This is a genomic window from Streptococcus mitis subsp. hohhotensis (assembly GCF_020089495.2).
GTDB classification, from domain to species: Bacteria; Bacillota; Bacilli; order Lactobacillales; family Streptococcaceae; genus Streptococcus; species Streptococcus hohhotensis.
The window spans coordinates 173,126-191,951 of record NZ_JAIRCA020000001.1; the positions used below are offsets into that span (position 1 = coordinate 173,126).

General features: G+C 41.3%; 13 protein-coding genes and 2 pseudogenes. 14 read left to right on the forward strand and 1 reads right to left on the reverse strand.

The genetic code is table 11. From position 1 onward, the window contains the following. Positions 1-13: 13 nt before the first annotated feature. The 14 genes and pseudogenes from rpoB to K4Z77_RS01000 all read left to right on the forward strand — a co-directional run bounded on the left by rpoB (position 14) and on the right by K4Z77_RS01000 (position 18,284). The gene (rpoB, locus tag K4Z77_RS00935; protein ID WP_224218164.1) at positions 14-3,625 is read left to right on the forward strand and encodes a DNA-directed RNA polymerase subunit beta; all 3,612 of its coding nucleotides are present in this window, start codon (positions 14-16) and stop codon (positions 3,623-3,625) included. Positions 3,626-3,657: 32 nt separating this feature from the next. Further along, positions 3,658-7,335, forward strand: a complete 3,678-nt coding sequence (gene rpoC / locus K4Z77_RS00940) for a DNA-directed RNA polymerase subunit beta' (protein ID WP_224218165.1) — start codon at positions 3,658-3,660, stop codon at positions 7,333-7,335. 108 nt (positions 7,336-7,443) lie between these two features. Then, on the forward strand, positions 7,444-7,857 hold the full coding sequence (gene ndk, locus K4Z77_RS00945; RefSeq protein WP_224218166.1) for a nucleoside-diphosphate kinase: 414 nt from the start codon (positions 7,444-7,446) through the stop codon (positions 7,855-7,857). A gap of 346 nt (positions 7,858-8,203) precedes the next feature. Next, positions 8,204-8,824, forward strand: a pseudogene (locus K4Z77_RS00950) (hypothetical protein). Positions 8,825-8,908: 84 nt separating this feature from the next. Next, complete coding sequence (gene tsaE / locus K4Z77_RS00955; RefSeq protein ID WP_224218167.1) at positions 8,909-9,352, forward strand: tRNA (adenosine(37)-N6)-threonylcarbamoyltransferase complex ATPase subunit type 1 TsaE; 444 nt, start codon at positions 8,909-8,911, stop codon at positions 9,350-9,352. Beyond that, on the forward strand, positions 9,342-9,860 hold the full coding sequence (locus K4Z77_RS00960) for a GNAT family N-acetyltransferase (protein ID WP_224218168.1): 519 nt from the start codon (positions 9,342-9,344) through the stop codon (positions 9,858-9,860). The genes tsaE and K4Z77_RS00960 overlap by 11 nt, the downstream gene beginning before the upstream one ends. Positions 9,861-9,867: 7 nt before the next feature. After that, positions 9,868-10,920: a glycopolymer--peptidoglycan transferase LytR gene (gene lytR / locus K4Z77_RS00965; RefSeq protein ID WP_224218169.1), complete on the forward strand. Its 1,053-nt coding sequence runs from the start codon at positions 9,868-9,870 to the stop codon at positions 10,918-10,920. A gap of 88 nt (positions 10,921-11,008) precedes the next feature. Further along, positions 11,009-12,265, forward strand: a complete 1,257-nt coding sequence (locus K4Z77_RS00970; protein ID WP_224218170.1) for a competence/damage-inducible protein A — start codon at positions 11,009-11,011, stop codon at positions 12,263-12,265. A 54-nt stretch (positions 12,266-12,319) separates the two neighbouring features. Then, a complete protein-coding gene (gene recA / locus K4Z77_RS00975) occupies positions 12,320-13,474 on the forward strand; it encodes a recombinase RecA (protein ID WP_224218171.1) in 1,155 nt (384 codons plus the stop codon). A gap of 114 nt (positions 13,475-13,588) precedes the next feature. Continuing rightward, positions 13,589-14,959: an MATE family efflux transporter gene (locus K4Z77_RS00980; RefSeq protein ID WP_224218172.1), complete on the forward strand. Its 1,371-nt coding sequence runs from the start codon at positions 13,589-13,591 to the stop codon at positions 14,957-14,959. 374 nt (positions 14,960-15,333) lie between these two features. Next, positions 15,334-16,284, forward strand: a complete 951-nt coding sequence (locus K4Z77_RS00985) for an N-acetylmuramoyl-L-alanine amidase (protein WP_224218173.1) — start codon at positions 15,334-15,336, stop codon at positions 16,282-16,284. A gap of 370 nt (positions 16,285-16,654) precedes the next feature. Beyond that, positions 16,655-16,999 carry a helix-turn-helix domain-containing protein gene (locus K4Z77_RS00990; RefSeq protein ID WP_050086717.1) on the forward strand — a complete coding sequence of 115 codons (345 nt, stop codon included), beginning with the start codon at positions 16,655-16,657 and terminating at the stop codon, positions 16,997-16,999. Between the two features lie 12 nt (positions 17,000-17,011). Continuing rightward, complete coding sequence (locus K4Z77_RS00995) at positions 17,012-17,758, forward strand: ImmA/IrrE family metallo-endopeptidase (protein WP_343236525.1); 747 nt, start codon at positions 17,012-17,014, stop codon at positions 17,756-17,758. Continuing rightward, on the forward strand, positions 17,751-18,284 hold the full coding sequence (locus K4Z77_RS01000; RefSeq protein ID WP_474104197.1) for a PIN domain-containing protein: 534 nt from the start codon (positions 17,751-17,753) through the stop codon (positions 18,282-18,284). The genes K4Z77_RS00995 and K4Z77_RS01000 overlap by 8 nt, the downstream gene beginning before the upstream one ends. A gap of 380 nt (positions 18,285-18,664) precedes the next feature. Here the strand turns inward: K4Z77_RS01000 and K4Z77_RS01005 are convergent. Continuing rightward, positions 18,665-18,826 (reverse strand): annotated as a pseudogene (locus K4Z77_RS01005) (transposase); the annotation flags it as partial.

Here is an 18,826-nt window from a genome sequence, read left to right on the forward strand (position 1 = left end):
AAGGAGAATCATCTTGGCAGGACATGACGTTCAATACGGGAAACATCGTACCCGTCGTAGTTTTTCAAGAATTAAAGAAGTTCTTGACTTACCAAATTTGATTGAAATTCAAACTGACTCATTCAAAGCTTTCCTAGACCACGGTCTTAAGGAAGTGTTTGAAGATGTATTGCCAATTTCAAACTTCACAGACACAATGGAGTTGGAATTTGTTGGATATGAAATCAAGGAACCAAAATACACGCTAGAAGAAGCTCGTATCCACGATGCTAGCTACTCAGCACCAATTTTTGTAACCTTCCGCTTGATCAATAAAGAAACAGGCGAAATCAAGACCCAAGAAGTTTTCTTTGGTGATTTCCCAATCATGACAGAAATGGGGACTTTCATCATCAATGGTGGTGAACGTATCATCGTATCTCAGTTGGTCCGCTCACCAGGTGTTTACTTTAACGATAAAGTTGATAAAAATGGTAAAGTGGGCTACGGTTCAACTGTTATCCCTAACCGTGGAGCTTGGTTGGAGCTTGAAAGCGACTCAAAAGATATCGCCTACACTCGTATCGACCGTACTCGTAAGATTCCATTTACGACCTTGGTTCGTGCGCTTGGTTTCTCAGGTGATGATGAAATCTTTGATATCTTTGGTGACAGCGAATTGGTTCGCAACACTGTTGAAAAAGATATCCACAAGAACCCAATGGACTCTCGTACAGACGAAGCCTTGAAAGAAATTTATGAACGCCTTCGTCCAGGTGAGCCTAAGACTGCTGAAAGCTCACGTAGCTTGCTTGTGGCTCGTTTCTTTGATCCACGTCGCTATGACTTGGCAGCAGTTGGTCGTTATAAGATCAATAAAAAACTCAATGTTAAAACACGTTTGCTCAACCAAACCATTGCAGAGCCATTGGTAGACCCTGAAACTGGAGAAATCTTGGTCGAAGCTGGTACAATCATGACTCGTAGTGTAATTGAAAGCATTGAAAGCCATTTGGATGGTGACTTGAATAAGATTGTCTACATTCCAAATGATGCTGCTGTAGTAACAGAGCCAGTTGTTCTTCAAAAATTCAAGGTTGTTGCACCAACTGATCCAGACCGCGTCGTAACAATCATTGGTAATGCTAATCCAGATGACAAGGTTCGTATCGTCACTCCTGCAGATATCCTTGCTGAGATGAGCTACTTCCTCAACTTGGCTGAAGGACTTGGCCGTGTAGATGATATCGACCACCTTGGAAACCGTCGTATCCGTGCGGTTGGTGAATTGCTTGCTAACCAAGTACGTCTTGGACTTTCTCGTATGGAACGTAATGTCCGTGAACGTATGTCTGTTCAGGACAACGAAGTCTTGACACCACAACAAATTATCAATATCCGTCCTGTAACAGCTGCGGTTAAAGAATTCTTTGGTTCATCACAGTTGTCACAGTTCATGGACCAACACAACCCACTTTCTGAGTTGTCTCACAAACGCCGTTTATCAGCCTTAGGACCTGGTGGTTTGACTCGTGACCGTGCTGGATATGAAGTCCGTGACGTGCACTACACTCACTACGGCCGTATGTGTCCAATCGAGACACCTGAAGGACCTAACATCGGTTTGATCAATAACTTGTCATCTTACGGACACTTGAACAAATATGGTTTTGTTCAAACACCATACCGTAAGGTTGACCGTGAAACAGGTGTTGTTACGAATGAAATCGTTTGGTTGACAGCCGATGAAGAAGATGAATTTACTGTAGCACAGGCTAATTCTCGTCTGAATGAAGATGGAACATTTGCTGAGAAAGTTGTCATGGGACGTCACCAAGGGGTCAACCAAGAGTATCCAGCTAATGTTGTTGACTACATGGACGTATCACCAAAACAGGTAGTTGCTGTTGCGACAGCATGTATTCCTTTCTTGGAAAACGATGACTCCAACCGTGCCCTCATGGGAGCCAACATGCAACGTCAGGCTGTACCATTGATTAATCCTAAAGCACCTTACGTTGGTACTGGTATGGAATACCAAGCAGCCCACGATTCAGGAGCGGCTGTGATTGCTCAGTATGATGGTAAAGTTACTTACGCAGATGCTGACAAGGTAGAAGTACGCCGTGAAGATGGTTCATTGGACGTTTACCACATCCAAAAATTCCGTCGTTCAAACTCAGGTACTGCTTACAACCAACGTACGCTTGTTAAAGTTGGCGATGTCGTTGAAAAAGGCGATTTCATCGCTGACGGACCTTCTATGGAAAATGGAGAAATGGCGCTTGGACAAAACCCAATCGTTGCCTACATGACTTGGGAAGGTTACAACTTCGAGGATGCCGTTATCATGAGCGAACGCTTGGTTAAAGACGATGTCTACACATCTGTCCACCTTGAAGAATATGAATCAGAAACACGCGATACAAAGCTTGGACCTGAAGAAATTACTCGTGAAATTCCAAACGTTGGGGAAGACGCTCTTAAAGACCTTGACGAAATGGGTATTATCCGTATCGGTGCTGAGGTTAAAGAAGGTGATATCCTTGTAGGTAAAGTAACACCTAAGGGTGAGAAAGACCTTTCAGCTGAAGAACGTCTCTTGCACGCTATCTTCGGAGATAAATCTCGTGAAGTGCGTGATACTTCTCTTCGTGTACCACACGGTGCCGATGGTGTCGTTCGTGATGTTAAGATCTTTACACGTGCAAATGGAGATGAATTGCAATCAGGTGTTAATATGCTGGTTCGCGTCTACATCGCTCAAAAACGTAAGATCAAGGTCGGAGATAAGATGGCCGGACGTCACGGAAATAAAGGGGTTGTCTCTCGTATCGTTCCTGTAGAAGACATGCCTTACCTTCCAGATGGAACTCCAGTCGATATCATGTTGAACCCACTTGGGGTGCCATCACGTATGAATATCGGTCAGGTTATGGAGCTTCACCTTGGTATGGCTGCTCGTACTCTTGGTATTCACATCGCAACACCAGTCTTTGACGGAGCAAGTTCTGAAGACCTTTGGTCAACCGTTAAAGAAGCTGGTATGGATAGCGATGCCAAAACAATCCTTTACGATGGACGTACAGGTGAACCATTCGATAACCGTGTTTCTGTCGGAGTCATGTACATGATCAAACTCCACCACATGGTTGACGATAAATTGCACGCGCGTTCAGTCGGACCTTACTCAACTGTTACCCAACAACCACTCGGAGGTAAAGCTCAGTTTGGTGGACAACGTTTCGGTGAGATGGAGGTTTGGGCTCTTGAAGCCTACGGTGCGTCAAATGTCCTTCAAGAAATCTTGACTTACAAATCTGACGATATTAACGGACGTTTGAAAGCTTATGAAGCTATTACAAAAGGAAAACCAATTCCAAAACCAGGTGTTCCAGAATCCTTCCGAGTTCTTGTCAAAGAATTGCAATCTCTTGGTCTTGATATGCGTGTCCTTGACGAAGATGACCAAGAAGTGGAACTTCGTGACTTGGATGAAGGAATGGACGAAGATGTCATCCACGTAGATGACCTTGAAAAAGCCCGCGAAAAAGCAGCACAAGAGGCTAAAGCAGCCTTTGAAGCTGAAGAAACTGAGAAAGCAACAAAAGCGGAAGCAACAGAAGAAGCTGCTGAACAAGAATAAGCAGTTCACTTAGAATAGAAAGGGAAGAAATAGTGGTTGATGTAAATCGTTTTAAAAGTATGCAAATCACCCTAGCTTCTCCAAGCAAAGTCCGTTCATGGTCTTATGGAGAAGTTAAAAAACCTGAAACAATCAATTACCGTACCTTGAAACCAGAACGTGAAGGACTCTTTGATGAAGTTATCTTTGGACCTACAAAAGACTGGGAATGTGCTTGTGGTAAGTACAAACGTATTCGTTATAGAGGGATTGTTTGTGACCGCTGTGGGGTTGAAGTAACGCGTACGAAAGTTCGTCGTGAGCGTATGGGGCATATCGAATTGAAAGCTCCTGTATCTCACATCTGGTACTTCAAGGGGATTCCAAGCCGTATGGGCTTGACCCTTGATATGAGCCCTCGTGCCCTCGAGGAAGTTATCTACTTTGCGGCTTATGTGGTGATTGATCCTAAGGATACACCACTTGAGCACAAGTCTATCATGACAGAGCGCGAATACCGTGAGCGCTTGCGTGAATATGGTTATGGATCATTCGTTGCCAAGATGGGTGCCGAAGCCATCCAAGACCTTTTGAAACAAGTAGATCTTGAAAAAGAAATTGCTGAACTCAAAGAAGAGTTGAAAACAGCTACTGGACAAAAACGTGTCAAAGCCATCCGTCGTTTGGATGTTTTGGATGCCTTTTACAAGTCTGGAAACAAACCTGAATGGATGATTCTCAACATCCTTCCAGTTATTCCACCAGATCTTCGTCCAATGTTGCAGTTGGATGGTGGCCGTTTTGCCTCATCTGACTTGAATGACCTTTACCGCCGTGTTATCAACCGTAACAACCGTTTGGCTCGTTTGCTCGAGTTGAATGCACCAGGTATTATCGTTCAAAATGAGAAGCGTATGCTTCAAGAAGCGGTTGACGCTTTGATTGACAATGGTCGTCGTGGTCGTCCAATCACAGGACCAGGTAGCCGTCCTCTTAAATCATTGAGCCACATGCTTAAAGGTAAACAAGGACGCTTCCGTCAAAACTTGCTCGGTAAACGTGTTGACTTCTCAGGACGTTCCGTTATCGCCGTTGGTCCAACTCTTAAGATGTACCAATGTGGTGTGCCACGTGAAATGGCGATTGAGCTCTTTAAGCCATTTGTGATGCGTGAAATTGTTGCCCGTGATATCGTGCAAAACGTCAAAGCTGCTAAACGCTTGGTGGAACGCGGAGATGAGCGTATCTGGGATATTCTTGAAGAAGTGATCAAAGAACACCCAGTGCTTTTGAACCGCGCACCGACCCTTCACCGTTTGGGTATCCAAGCCTTCGAGCCAGTCTTGATTGATGGTAAGGCGCTTCGCTTGCACCCGCTTGTCTGTGAAGCCTACAATGCCGACTTTGACGGAGACCAAATGGCCATCCACGTACCGCTTTCAGAAGAAGCTCAAGCAGAAGCTCGTATCTTGATGCTCGCTGCTGAGCACATCTTGAACCCGAAAGATGGTAAACCAGTTGTTACTCCATCTCAGGACATGGTTTTGGGTAACTACTACTTGACTATGGAAGAAGCTGGTCGTGAAGGTGAAGGAATGGTCTTCAAAGACCGTGACGAAGCGGTTATGGCTTACCGTAATGGTTATGTTCACCTTCACTCACGTGTTGGTATCGCAACAGATAGCCTCAACAAACCTTGGACAGAAGAGCAAAAACACAAGGTCTTGCTTACAACAGTTGGTAAAATCCTCTTCAACGACATCATGCCAGAGGGTCTACCATACTTGCAAGAACCAAACAATGCCAACTTGACAGAAGGCGTTCCAGCTAAATACTTCTTGCCACTTGGTGGAGATATTAAGGAAGCTATCAGCAATCTTGAACTTAACCCTCCATTCAAGAAGAAAAACCTTGGAAATATCATCGCTGAAATCTTCAAACGTTTCCGTACGACAGAAACTTCTGCCCTACTTGACCGTATGAAGAACCTCGGTTACCACCACTCAACTCTTGCAGGATTGACAGTGGGTATCGCCGATATCCCAGTCGTTGATGACAAGGCTGAAATCATTGAAGAATCACATAAACGTGTAGAACAAATCACAAAACAATTCCGTCGTGGTATGATTACAGACGACGAGCGCTACAATGCCGTTACAGCTGAATGGCGTGCTGCCCGTGAAAAACTTGAGAAACGTTTGATTGCCAACCAAGATCCTAAGAACCCAATCGTTATGATGATGGACTCTGGAGCCCGTGGTAACATCTCAAACTTCTCACAGCTTGCCGGTATGCGTGGTCTGATGGCTGCTCCGAACGGACGCATCATGGAATTGCCAATCCTTTCAAACTTCCGCGAAGGTTTGTCAGTACTCGAAATGTTCTTCTCAACTCACGGTGCGCGTAAAGGTATGACCGATACGGCCCTTAAGACAGCCGACTCAGGTTACTTGACTCGTCGTTTGGTTGACGTTGCCCAAGACGTTATCATCCGTGAGGACGACTGTGGAACAGATCGTGGCCTCTTGATCCGTTCTATCGCAGAAGGAAAAGAAATGATCGAGTCACTAGAAGAACGTCTCAATGGTCGTTACACTAAGAAAACTGTTAAACATCCAGAAACTGGTGCAGTGATTATCGGTGCAAATGAGTTGATTACAGAAGACAAGGCGCGTGAAATTGTTAATGCTGGTGTGGAAGAAGTGACTATCCGCTCTGTATTTACATGTAACACTCGTCATGGTGTCTGCCGTCACTGTTATGGTATCAACTTGGCGACTGGTGATGCGGTTGAAGTTGGTGAAGCAGTTGGTACAATCGCTGCCCAATCTATCGGGGAACCTGGTACACAGCTTACAATGCGTACCTTCCACACGGGTGGGGTTGCCTCAAATACCGATATCACTCAGGGTCTTCCTCGTGTCCAAGAAATCTTTGAAGCCCGCAATCCTAAAGGGGAAGCGGTTATCACGGAGGTTAAAGGACAAGTTACCGCTATCGAAGAAGACGCTTCAACTCGCACTAAGAAAGTCTTTGTTAAGGGTGAAACTGGCGAAGGGGAATATGTCGTTCCATTTACCGCTCGTATGCGTGTCGAAGTTGGAGACCAAGTAGCGCGTGGTGCTGCTCTTACAGAAGGTTCTATCCAACCAAAACGCCTACTTGCAGTTCGCGATGTCTTGTCAGTTGAAACGTACCTTCTCGGTGAAGTACAAAAAGTTTACCGTAGCCAAGGGGTAGAAATCGGTGACAAACACATCGAGGTAATGGTTCGTCAAATGATCCGTAAAGTCCGTGTCATGGATCCAGGTGACACAGATCTTCTCATGGGTACCCTCATGGATATCAATGACTTTACAGATGCTAACAAAGATGTCCTTATCGCAGGTGGAGTTCCAGCGACAGGTCGCCCAGTCCTTATGGGAATTACCAAAGCCTCACTTGAAACCAACAGTTTCTTGTCAGCGGCTTCCTTCCAGGAAACAACTCGTGTCCTTACAGATGCAGCTATCCGTGGTAAGAAAGACCATCTCCTTGGACTTAAAGAAAATGTTATCATCGGTAAGATCATCCCAGCTGGTACTGGTATGGCTCGTTACCGCAACCTTGAACCACATGCTATCAACGAAGAAGAATACCTTAACCCTCCAGTAGAGGAAGAAGGAAACGAAGAAACAACAGAAGTAGTTGTGGATACTGCCGTTGAAACTGTGGAAGAAACAGTAGAATAAGGGAGAATGAGAGAGCCTTCGGGTTCTCTTTCTCTTTTCTGAAAACTTTCTCCACTTTTCCATGAAATGTGGTAAAATAAAAGAAAGAAGCTGACAAAGGAGACGGGTATGGAACAAACATTTTTTATCATTAAACCAGACGGTGTAAAAAGAGGGCTAGTTGGTGAGGTGTTGAAACGCATCGAACAACGTGGATTGACAATCGAAAAATTGGAGTTGCGTACAAAGGTTTCAGAAGAGTTAATTGACCAGCACTATCAGGACTTGGTTGGCCAAAGTTTTTACCTACCGATTCGTGAATTTATGACTTCAGGCCCAGTTCTTGTAGGAATCATTTCGGGTCCCAAAGTAATCGAAACTTGGCGGACTATGATGGGTGCGACTCGTCCAGAAGAAGCTTTACCAGGGACTGTTCGAGGTGATTTTGCAAAAGCGGCTGGTGAAAACCAAGCTATTCAAAATATTGTACATGGTTCAGATTCAGAAGAGTCAGCTAAGCGAGAAATTGCTCTTTGGTTTTAAGAGTGGATTGGCTCAATCAATTGGTTAAAAGCTCATTTGAATAGAAAGTATAGTCAATTAGTTTAAGACATGACGCATGATATCAAACTATTTAGTCTGTGATATTGTGCTTTTTTTGATTTCAAATTTATATTCTTCGAAAATCTCTTCAAACCACGTCAGTTCTATCTCCAACCTCAAAACAGTGTTTTGAGCAACCTGTGGCTAGCATCCTAGTTTGCTCTTTGATTTTCATTGAGTATTAGTCTCAGGTGTTTGTTTAGCGTCTTAAAAAGACATTTGAGAAGATTAGAAACAGTTCTCTCTTTTCTCCTAGTATAATGATTGGTAGGAAGGGAGAGAAAAGATGAAATCAATGAGAATCTTATTTTTGTTAGCTTTAATTCAAATCAGTTTGAGTAGCTGTTTCCTATGGAAAGAATGCATCTTGTCCTTTAAACAAAGTACAGCTTTTTTCATCGGAAGCATGGTCTTCGTTTCAGGAATCTGTGCTGGAGTAAATTATTTTTATACTCGTAAGCAAGAAGTTCATAGTGTCCTAGCCAGTAAGAAGTCGGTGAAGCTTTTTTAAAGTATCCTGCTCTTAATTAATTTGTTAGGAGCTGTTCTTGTCTTGTCAGATAACTTGTTCATCAAAAATACGTTGCAGCAAGAATTAGTGGACTTTTTATTGCCATCCTTTTTCTTTCTATTTGGCCTAGATTTGCTGATTTTTTTACCCTTGAAAAAATACATGCGCGATTTGCTTGCTATGCTAGATAGAAAAAAGACAGTGTTGGTGACTATTTTAGCAACACTTCTCTTTTTAAGAAATCCAATGACCATTGTTTCACTTCTGATTTATATTGGACTGGGTTTGTTTTTTGCAGCCTATCTTGTCCCAAATTCTGTTAAAAAGGAAGTTTCCTTTTATGGTCATATTTTCCGAGATCTTGTATTGGTCATTGCTACGCTCATTTTCTTTTAGAGAAAGCTTGTTTTTATGGATGTTATGATGGTAAGTTTAGCAGGAAAATAGACACAAAAGAAAAGTTTTTGGTATAATAAGAATATGTACACAAAAAATGAAGAAGAGCTACAATCCTTAGGGGAACGATTGGGTCATCTATTAGAAAAGAATGATGTTTTAATCTTAACTGGAGAACTGGGCGCAGGTAAAACGACTTTCACAAAAGGTCTTGCTAAAGGGTTACAGATTACTCAGATGATTAAAAGTCCAACCTATACTATCGTAAGAGAGTATGAAGGTCGTCTTCCGCTTTATCACCTAGATGTTTATCGTATTGAAGGAGATGCGGATTCTATCGACTTGGATGAGTTTCTCTTTGGTGGAGGCGCGACTGTTATTGAGTGGGGAAATCTCTTAGGAGATGCCTTGCCAGATACTTATTTAGAGTTGGAAATTCTAAAAGAAGAAGACGGTCGCAGATTACATTTCCAAGCAAAGGGGTTGCGTGCAGAAAAACTCTTAGAGGAGCTTCAACATGGAGTATGAATTGCTCATTAGAGAAGCAGAGCCTAAAGATGCAGCTGAATTAGTGGCTTTTTTAAATCGTGTAAGTTTGGAGACAGATTTTACCAGCTTAGACGGAGATGGTATTCTCTTGACCAGTGAGGAGATGGAAATATTCCTCAACAAGCAAGCTAGTTCAGACAATCAGATAACCTTACTTGCATTCTTAAATGATAAAATTGCTGGTATTGTAAATATTACAGCTGACCAGCGCAAGAGAGTCCGTCATATTGGAGATCTCTTCATTGTGATTGGAAAAAGATATTGGAATAATAGATTGGGAAGTTTGTTGCTAGAGGAAGCGATAGAGTGGGCACAAGCAAGTGGCGTTCTGCGTCGTCTCCAACTGACTGTCCAAACTCGTAATCAAGCAGCAGTCCATCTTTATCAAAAGCATGGCTTTGTAATTGAAGGTCGCCAAGAGCGTGGAGCATATATAGAAGAAGGGAAATTTATCGATGTTTACTTGATGGGTAAACTGATAGATTAGTAGAAATATGGTTAAAAAAATTATTGGAATGGTATTAGCTTTTCTAGCTGTGACAGTTTTAGGTGTCGGTGTTTTTGCGTATACTATTTATCAGCAAGGCACAGAGAGTTTGGCAAAAACCTATAAAAAAATAGGGGAAGAAACCAAGGTTATTGAAGCAACAGAGCCTTTGACCATTCTGTTAATGGGGGTTGATACTGGGAATGTAGAGCGTACAGATCAATGGGCTGGAAATAGTGATTCTATGATTCTCTTGACTGTCAATCCACATACTAAGAAGACCATGATGCTGAGTTTGGAGCGTGATATCCTGACTAAAATTCAACATAAAGATGGTAGTATTGAAGAAGCGAAGTTAAACGCTGCCTATGCTGGTGGCGGTGCAGAACTTGCTATAGAAACAATTCAAAAGATGATGAATATCCACATCGATCGCTACATTATGGTTAATATGCAAGGATTGCAACAATTGGTCGATGCAGTGGGGGGTATTACGGTCAATAATACACTAGGTTTCCCGATTTCTATCAGTGACCAAGAAGAATTTAACACCATTTCTATCGGTGTTGGAGAGCAGACAATAAATGGAGAAGAAGCGCTTGTTTATTCACGCATGCGTTATCAAGACCCAGAAGGAGACTATGGACGTCAAAAGCGTCAGCGTGAAGTCATTCAAAAAGTTGTTGAAAAAGTTCTTAGTTTGAATAGTGTCAGTCACTATCAGTCTATTTTAAAAGCCCTAAGTACTAATATGCAGACTAATATTGATTTGTCTGCGAAAAGTATTCCGAGCTTGTTGGGCTATAAAGATTCATTTAAAACCATTGAAACACAACAGTTGAAGGGTGAAGGGGAGATGCTACAAGGCGTTTCTTATCAAATTGTTACGAGAAACCACATGTTGGAAATGCAGAATCTTTTGAGACGTTCTTTGGGGCAAGAAGAAGTCACTCAGCTGGAAACAAATGTTGTCTTATTTGAAGATTTGTTTGGACGGGTGCCTGTTGGTGATGGGGAGAATCAACAACAAGGTGTCTTTGTAACAAATGAAGTAGAATAGTTCGTTTTTTGATACAAATAAAAAATTAATCGTGGGAAATTTCCTGCGATTTTTTCAAAAAAATACGAATAGATAGGTAGGAGGAAACATGAAAGCAGAAATTATTGCTGTTGGAACAGAGATTTTGACAGGACAGATTGTCAATACCAATGCCCAGTTTTTGTCGGAAAAACTAGCAGAGATTGGAGTAGATGTTTATTTTCAGACGGCTGTAGGAGACAATGAAGCTCGTCTCTTGTCTTTGCTTGAGATTGCCAGTCAACGTAGTAGTCTGGCGATTTTGACAGGCGGTTTGGGGCCAACTGAGGACGATTTGACCAAACAAACTCTGGCTAAATTTTTAGGGAAAGAATTAGTCTTCGATCCTCAGGCTCAGGAGAAGTTGGATGTCTTTTTTGCCCAGCGACCAGACTATGCCCGAACACCGAATAACGAAAGACAAGCTCAAATTGTAGAAGGAGCGACTCCACTGCCCAACGAAACAGGACTGGCTGTGGGAGGAATATTGGAAGTCGATGGAGTGACCTACGTTGTCCTTCCAGGTCCACCAAGTGAATTGAAACCCATGGTCTTAAACCAACTTCTACCCAAGTTGATGACAGGGAGCAAGCTGTATTCCCGAGTTCTTCGTTTCTTTGGAATTGGCGAAAGTCAGTTGGTTACGATTTTGTCTGATTTGATTGATAATCAAACCGATCCGACCTTGGCACCTTATGCCAAGACAGGAGAGGTAACCTTGCGTCTGTCAACAAAGGCTAGCAGTCAAGAAGAGGCAAATCAGGCGCTGGATATCTTGGAAAATCAAATCTTGAATCGCAAGACTTTTGAAGGCCTTTCTTTACGAGACCTTTGTTATGGTTATGGGGAAGAAACTAGTTTAGCTAGCATTGTGGTAGAAGAACTGAAAAGGCAAGGGAAAACCATCACGGCTGCTGAGAGTTTGACGGCAGGGCTTTTCCAAGCTAGGGTAGCTGATTTTTCAGGAGTTTCAAGTATATTTAAGGGTGGTTTTGTGACCTATAGCTTGGAGGAAAAATCAAAGATGTTGGATATTCCTGCCAAGGATTTGGAAGAACACGGTGTGGTGTCTGAATTTACAGCTCAGAAGATGGCTGAGCAGGCGCGAAGCAAGACCCAGTCAGATTTTGGCCTTAGTTTGACTGGAGTGGCAGGACCAGATAGCCTAGAAGGGCACCCAGCTGGGACAGTCTTCATAGGCTTGGCACAGGAGCAAGGAACTGAGGTTATCAAGGTGAATATTGGAGGCAGAAGTCGAGCAGATGTACGTCACATTGCGGTTATGCATGCCTTTAACCTAGTTCGCAAGGCTTTATTAAGTGACTAACTTTTGATATAATAGTAGATAGGTCTGAGGACCATTAGAATGTAGGAGAATAGAATGGCGAAAAAACCAAAAAAATTAGATGAAATTTCAAAAAAATTCGGGGCTGAACGTGAAAAAGCCTTGAATGACGCTCTTAAACTGATTGAGAAAGACTTTGGTAAAGGATCAATCATGCGTTTGGGTGAACGTGCCGAGCAAAAGGTGCAAGTGATGAGCTCAGGTTCTTTGGCTCTTGACATCGCCCTTGGTTCAGGTGGTTATCCTAAGGGACGTATCATCGAAATCTATGGACCGGAGTCATCTGGTAAGACAACAGTTGCCCTTCATGCAGTTGCGCAAGCGCAAAAAGAAGGTGGTATTGCTGCCTTTATCGATGCGGAACATGCCCTTGATCCAGCTTATGCTGCGGCCCTTGGTGTCAATATTGACGAATTGCTCTTGTCGCAACCAGACTCAGGAGAGCAAGGTCTTGAGATTGCAGGAAAATTGATTGACTCAGGTGCTGTGGACCTTGTCGTGGTCGACTCAGTTGCTGCCCTTGTACCTCGTGCGGAAATTGATGGAGATATCGGAGATAGCCACGTTGGTTTGCAGGCTCGTATGATGAGCCAGGCCATGCGTAAGCTTGGTGCTTCTATCAATAAAACCAAAACAATTGCCATCTTTATCAACCAATTGCGTGAAAAAGTTGGTGTCATGTTTGGAAATCCAGAAACAACTCCTGGTGGACGTGCTCTGAAATTCTACGCTTCAGTGCGTTTGGATGTTCGTGGAAGTACACAAATAAAGGGAACTGGTGACCAAAAAGATACCAATGTCGGTAAAGAAACTAAGATCAAGGTCGTGAAAAACAAGGTGGCTCCACCATTTAAGGAAGCCTTCGTTGAAATCATGTACGGAGAAGGGATTTCTAAGACTGGTGAACTTTTGAAGATCGCAAGCGATTTGGATATCATCAAAAAAGCAGGAGCTTGGTATTCTTACAAGGATGAGAAAATTGGGCAAGGTTCTGAAAATGCTAAGAAATACTTGGCAGATAACCCAGAAGTCTTTGATGAGATTGACCATCAAGTCCGTGTTCAATTTGGTTTGATTGATGGAGAAGAAGTTGCTGAAAGCAAAAAAGAAGAAGCAGTTCAAGCGGATTCTGTGAATGAAGAAGTAACTCTTGACCTAGGCGATGAGCTTGAAATCGAAATTGAAGAATAAGTTGTCAAAGTAGTGGAGAAATCCGCTGCTTTTTTGGTTTTTGATTCAAGTTTTTAAATCATCTATAGTTTGCTGTTTCTTGTCGCTCCTTTCGAAAGCTGATATAATAGCCTTATGAATAAAAAACGAACAGTGGACCTGATACATGGTCCGATTCTTCCCTCGCTTTTGAGTTTTGCCTTCCCAATCTTGCTATCAAATATTTTTCAACAGCTCTATAATACTGCTGATGTCTTGATTGTTGGGCGATTTCTGGGTCAAGATTCCTTGGCTGCAGTAGGAGCGACGACAGCGATTTTTGACCTGATTGTAGGTTTTACTCTTGGTGTTGGCAATGGCATGGGAATTGTCATTGCCCGCTATTATGGGGCTCGGAATTTTACTAAAATCAAGGAGGCAGTAGCAGCCACCTGGATTTTAGGCGCTCTTTTAAGTATTGTGGTCATGCTAATGGGCTTTCTTGGCTTGTATCCTCTTTTACAGTACTTGGCTACCCCTGCAGAAATTCTTCCTCAATCTTATCAATATATATCTATGATTGTAACCTGTGTCGGTGTTAGCTTTGCCTATAATCTCTTTGCAGGCTTATTGCGATCTATTGGGGACAGTCTGGCTGCGCTTGGTTTTCTGATTTTCTCTGCCTTGGTTAATGTGGTTCTGGATCTCTATTTTATTACGCAACTGCAACTGGGAGTTCAATCCGCGGAACTTGCTACCATCATTTCGCAAGGCTTATCAGCGGTTCTCTGCTTTTACTATATTCGTAAGAGTGTTCCAGAACTTTTGCCTCAGTTCAAGCATTTCAAATGGAACAAGACCTTGTACGCGGATCTCCTGGAGCAAGGTTTGGCTATGGGCTTGATGAGTTCAATTGTGTCCATCGGCAGTGTGATTTTACAGTCTTCTGTCAATACTTTTGGTGCCGTAATTATTAGTGCCCAGACGGCAGCTCGACGCATTATGGCTTTCGCCCTTCTTCCTATGACCGCTATTTCTGCTTCGATGACGACCTTTGCTTCTCAGAATTTAGGTGCTAAGCGCCCAGACCGCATTGTCCAAGGTCTTCGAATCGGCAGTCGTTTAAGTATGTCCTGGGCAGTTTTTGTTTGTGTATTCCTCTTTTTTGCCAGTCCAGCCTTGGTTTCTTTTTTGGCTAGTTCGTCGGATGGTTACTTGGTAGAAAATGGTAGTCTCTACTTGCAAATCAGTTCAGCCTTTTATCCTATTTTGAGTCTTTTGCTGATTTATCGCAATTGCTTGCAGGGTTTGGGGCAAAAAATCCTTCCGCTGGTTTCTAGCTTTATAGAACTAATTGGGAAAATCGCTTTTGTGGTCTTGATTATCCCTTGGGCAGGATATAAGGGAGTTATCCTTTGCGAACCCCTTATCTGGGTTGCCATGACCATCCAACTGTACTTTTCGCTTTTCCGTCACCCCTTGATAAAAGAAGGCAAGGAAATCTTGGCAGGTAAAGTAGTATCCTAGCTGTATTTGCTAATAAAATCCATTTCCTCTAGTGAAAATCGAAAAAACTTGTGCTGTCATCTTTAGTTTGGTCTTGAAAATAGTTTAACAGACTTTTGACTTCTTTTATATGATATAATAAAGTATAGTATTTATGAAAAGGACATATAGAGACTGTAAAAATATACTTTTGAAAAGCTTTTTAGTCTGGGGTGTTATTGTAGATAGAATGCAGACCTTGTCAGTCCTATTTACAGTGTCAAAATAGTGCGTTCTAAAGTTCTATCTACAAGCCTAATCGTGACTAAGATTGTCTTCTTTGTAAGGTAGAGATAAAGGAGTTTCTGGTTCTGGATTGTAAAAAATAAGTTGTTTTAATTGATAAGGAGTAGAATATGGAAATTGATGTGAGTAAATTAAGAACAGATTTGCCTCAAGTTGGCGTGCAACCATATAGGCAAGTCCATGCCCATTCCACAGGCAACCGTAACTCAACGGTTCAAAATGAGGCTGACTACCATTACAGAAAAGATCCTGAATTGGGCTTCTTTTCTCACGTAGTTGGTAATGGTCGTGTTATGCAGGTAGGACCTGTTGATAATGGTGCCTGGGACGTTGGGGGCGGTTGGAATGCAGAAGGTTATGCACAAGTTGAACTGATTGAAAGCCATGAATCAAAAGAAGAGTTTCTGATTGACTATCGTCTCTATATCGAACTCTTGCGCAATCTAGCAGACGAGGCTGGGATACCTAAAACGCTTGATACTGCTGATTTAGCAGGTATCAAGACACACGAATATTGCACCAATAACCAACCTGACAACAACTCAGATCACATTGACCCCTATCCTTATCTTGCCAAATGGGGTATTAACCGTGAGCAATTCAAGCAGGATATTGAAAACGGCTTGACGATTGAAGCAGGATGGCAACAGAACGATGCTGGCATCTGGTATGTGTACGAAGACGGTTCTTATCCAAAAGATAAGTTTGAGAAAGTCAATGGTACCTGGTATTACTTTGACGGTTCAGGCTATATGCTTGCAGACCGCTGGAAGAAGCACACAGACGGCAACTGGTACTGGTTTGACCAGTCAGGAGAAATGGCGACAGGCTGGAAGAAAATCGCTGAGAAGTGGTACTATTTCGATGGAGAAGGTGCTATGAAAACAGGCTGGATCAAATACAAGGAGACTTGGTACTATCTTGATAGTCAAAATGGGGACATGGTTTCTAATGCCTTTGTCAAATCAAATGATGGCTGGTATTACCTTAAAGAAGATGGCACGATAGCAGACAGACCAGAATTTACAGTCGAGCCTGAAGGCTTGATAACAGTAAAATAATAATGGAATGTCTTTCAAATCAGAACAGCGCATATTATTAGGTCTTGAAAAAGCTTAATAGTATGCGTTTTCTTGTGGAGATATTTCCTTCAATTTTTGCTACTATATTAAATAAAAATCAAAAAGTAAACTAGAAAGCTATGCTCAAATAAAATCTAAATTTGACAATGTAAACCGAGTCGGATAGCTTTAAGTACTGTTTTGAGGTTGAAGATACGATTTTTGATAGGAACTCATCAAATAGGTTTACTATCATCAATTTTAGATTTTTAAGCAGCATCAATAAATTGCTTCCTTGTTTTGTCATATTTTTTTTATTTAAAAAATTGACTTTATGACAAGAGTGTGCTATTCTTTTTATGAGAGGTGTATGAATATGATAAATGTATGTGATGTTGGAAAAAGAATAAAAGAACTTAGAATATCTTCAAATCTTACTCAAGATAAGATTGCTGAATATTTGTCTTTGAATCAAAGCATGATTGCCAAAATGGAAAAAGGTGAAAGGAATATCACGTCGGATGTTATTGAGAAACTATCTGCCCTGTTTTGCTGTACGGTTGACTATCTTTTGTTTGGCGAACAAGCTGAACAACAGTGTGTAATATCGTTTAGAAAAAATAAAATAGTAGACCAAGATCTTAAAGTTTTAGCGAAAATCAATAAAATTGTATTGAATCAATTTGAGATAGATCAGCTATTGGAGACAAAATAAATGATTGATAAAATGGATTTAAGTAATAAAGCTTCAAATCTTAGAAAAAAGTTGGGAGCTGATGGTGAAGCGCCGATAGATATTTTTAAATTGGTACAAAAGATAGAAAATTTGACGCTGGTATTTTATGGACTCGGAAAGAATATTAGCGGAGTCTGTTATAAAGGAACTCAGTCAAGTCTCATTGTAATCAATTCAGACATGTCATTAGGAAGGCAAAGATTTTCTTTAGCACATGAACTGTATCATCTTTATTATGATGAGGTGAAGAAGAGTTCAGTCAGTTTTATTTTGATTGGTGAAGGAGATGAAACTGAAAGAAAAGCGGATCAGTTTGCTTCTTATTTTTTAATTTCCCCATCTTCACTGTATAGGATGGTTGAGGAAATCAGAGAAAATGCCAATAGAACTCATCTTGAAGTAGAAGATATTATAAAATTGGGTCAGTTTTATGGTATCAGTCATAAAGCTATGTTATATAGATTGAGGAATGATGGATACCTTGATGCAGAAGAAATTAAAAATATGGATATTAGTGTTATAGAGACAGCTTCAAGATTAGGCTATGATACAAGTTTATATCGTCCTTTGTCAGAAAGCAAAAAGGAAATGGTATTAGGATACTATATTAAATCGACTGAACAACTTTTAGAAAATAACAGAATTTCGCAAGGGAAGTATGAGGAACTGCTATTAGATGCTTTCAGATATGATATTGTATATGGGCTAGATGAAGAGGGGGAGTTGTCGTTTGACTAGTCGTGTATTTATTGATACAGATTGTATTTCAGCATTTTTATGGGTTGGCACTGAATATATTTTAGAAAAGCTCTATTCGGGTAAAATTGTTATTCCACAAGAGGTGTATGATGAAATCAATATACCTACAATTCCCCATTTAAAATCTAGGATAGACCAGTTAGTAGCTAAGGGTTCAGCTGAGATTGTGAGCATAGACATTGGAACTGAAGAATACGCATTATATAGAGATTTAACAAGAAATCATGATAGTAACAAGGTTATTGGTAAGGGAGAAGCGGCTTCTATTTCCTTAGCGAAAAAGCATAATGGGATATTAGGAAGTAATAATCTAAGAGATGTTAAACCATATGTAGAAGAATTTTCTTTAGAACATATGACAACAGGAGATATACTGGTTGAAGCCTTTAAGGCGCAATTTATTACTGAACAAGAGGGCAATCATATCTGGAATAATATGCTTAAAAAGAGAAGGAAAATTGGGGCGGCTTCTTTTTCAGACTATCTTCGTGGAAGTGTTCATTAAAATAGACAAAAATAAATTTGGATAAATTGAACTCACTATTCAGGAGGAATATGAGCAATTCGAAGAAGAAAAGTGTCAAATTGAGCCTATAAGAGTAGAAATGACCTGCATAGGGGATGAGAGAAAAGTTCTCCTTGAAGTTTCCCTGGACTATCAGTCGCATATCAAACGATATGCAGGGTGATGTGAGAGGGGATAGCGAGTAGTTTTTGGTTATTTTGTCAAAAAACTTGTATTTTATCATACTGAATGATAAAATACAAGAAAAATAGTAGAATAAAGGAAAGCTTTTCTAAAATGTGTATCTCCCCACAGGATTCGTTCTTGTGGGATTTTTTTCGGCTCTTTGTCAACTGTAGTGGGTTGAAGAAAAGATAATATCTAGAAAGGACAAATTTCGTCCTTTCTTTTTTGATGTTCAGAGCGATAAAAATCCGTTTTTTGAAGTTTTCAAAGTTCCGAAAACCAAAGGCATTGCGCTTGATAAGTTTGATGAGATTATTGGTGGCTTCCAGTTTGGCGTTGGAATAGGGTAGTTGAAG

Coding starts and splice junctions, on each gene's coding strand:
- ndk (WP_224218166.1), top strand. CDS start 7,444: ATGGAACAAACATTTTTTATCATTAAACCAGACGGTGTAAAAAGAGGG.
- tsaE (WP_224218167.1), top strand. CDS start 8,909: ATGTACACAAAAAATGAAGAAGAGCTACAATCCTTAGGGGAACGATTG.
- K4Z77_RS00960 (WP_224218168.1), top strand. CDS start 9,342: ATGGAGTATGAATTGCTCATTAGAGAAGCAGAGCCTAAAGATGCAGCT.
- lytR (WP_224218169.1), top strand. CDS start 9,868: ATGGTTAAAAAAATTATTGGAATGGTATTAGCTTTTCTAGCTGTGACA.
- K4Z77_RS00970 (WP_224218170.1), top strand. CDS start 11,009: ATGAAAGCAGAAATTATTGCTGTTGGAACAGAGATTTTGACAGGACAG.
- recA (WP_224218171.1), top strand. CDS start 12,320: ATGGCGAAAAAACCAAAAAAATTAGATGAAATTTCAAAAAAATTCGGG.
- K4Z77_RS00980 (WP_224218172.1), top strand. CDS start 13,589: ATGAATAAAAAACGAACAGTGGACCTGATACATGGTCCGATTCTTCCC.
- K4Z77_RS00985 (WP_224218173.1), top strand. CDS start 15,334: ATGGAAATTGATGTGAGTAAATTAAGAACAGATTTGCCTCAAGTTGGC.
- K4Z77_RS00990 (WP_050086717.1), top strand. CDS start 16,655: ATGAATATGATAAATGTATGTGATGTTGGAAAAAGAATAAAAGAACTT.
- K4Z77_RS00995 (WP_343236525.1), top strand. CDS start 17,012: ATGGATTTAAGTAATAAAGCTTCAAATCTTAGAAAAAAGTTGGGAGCT.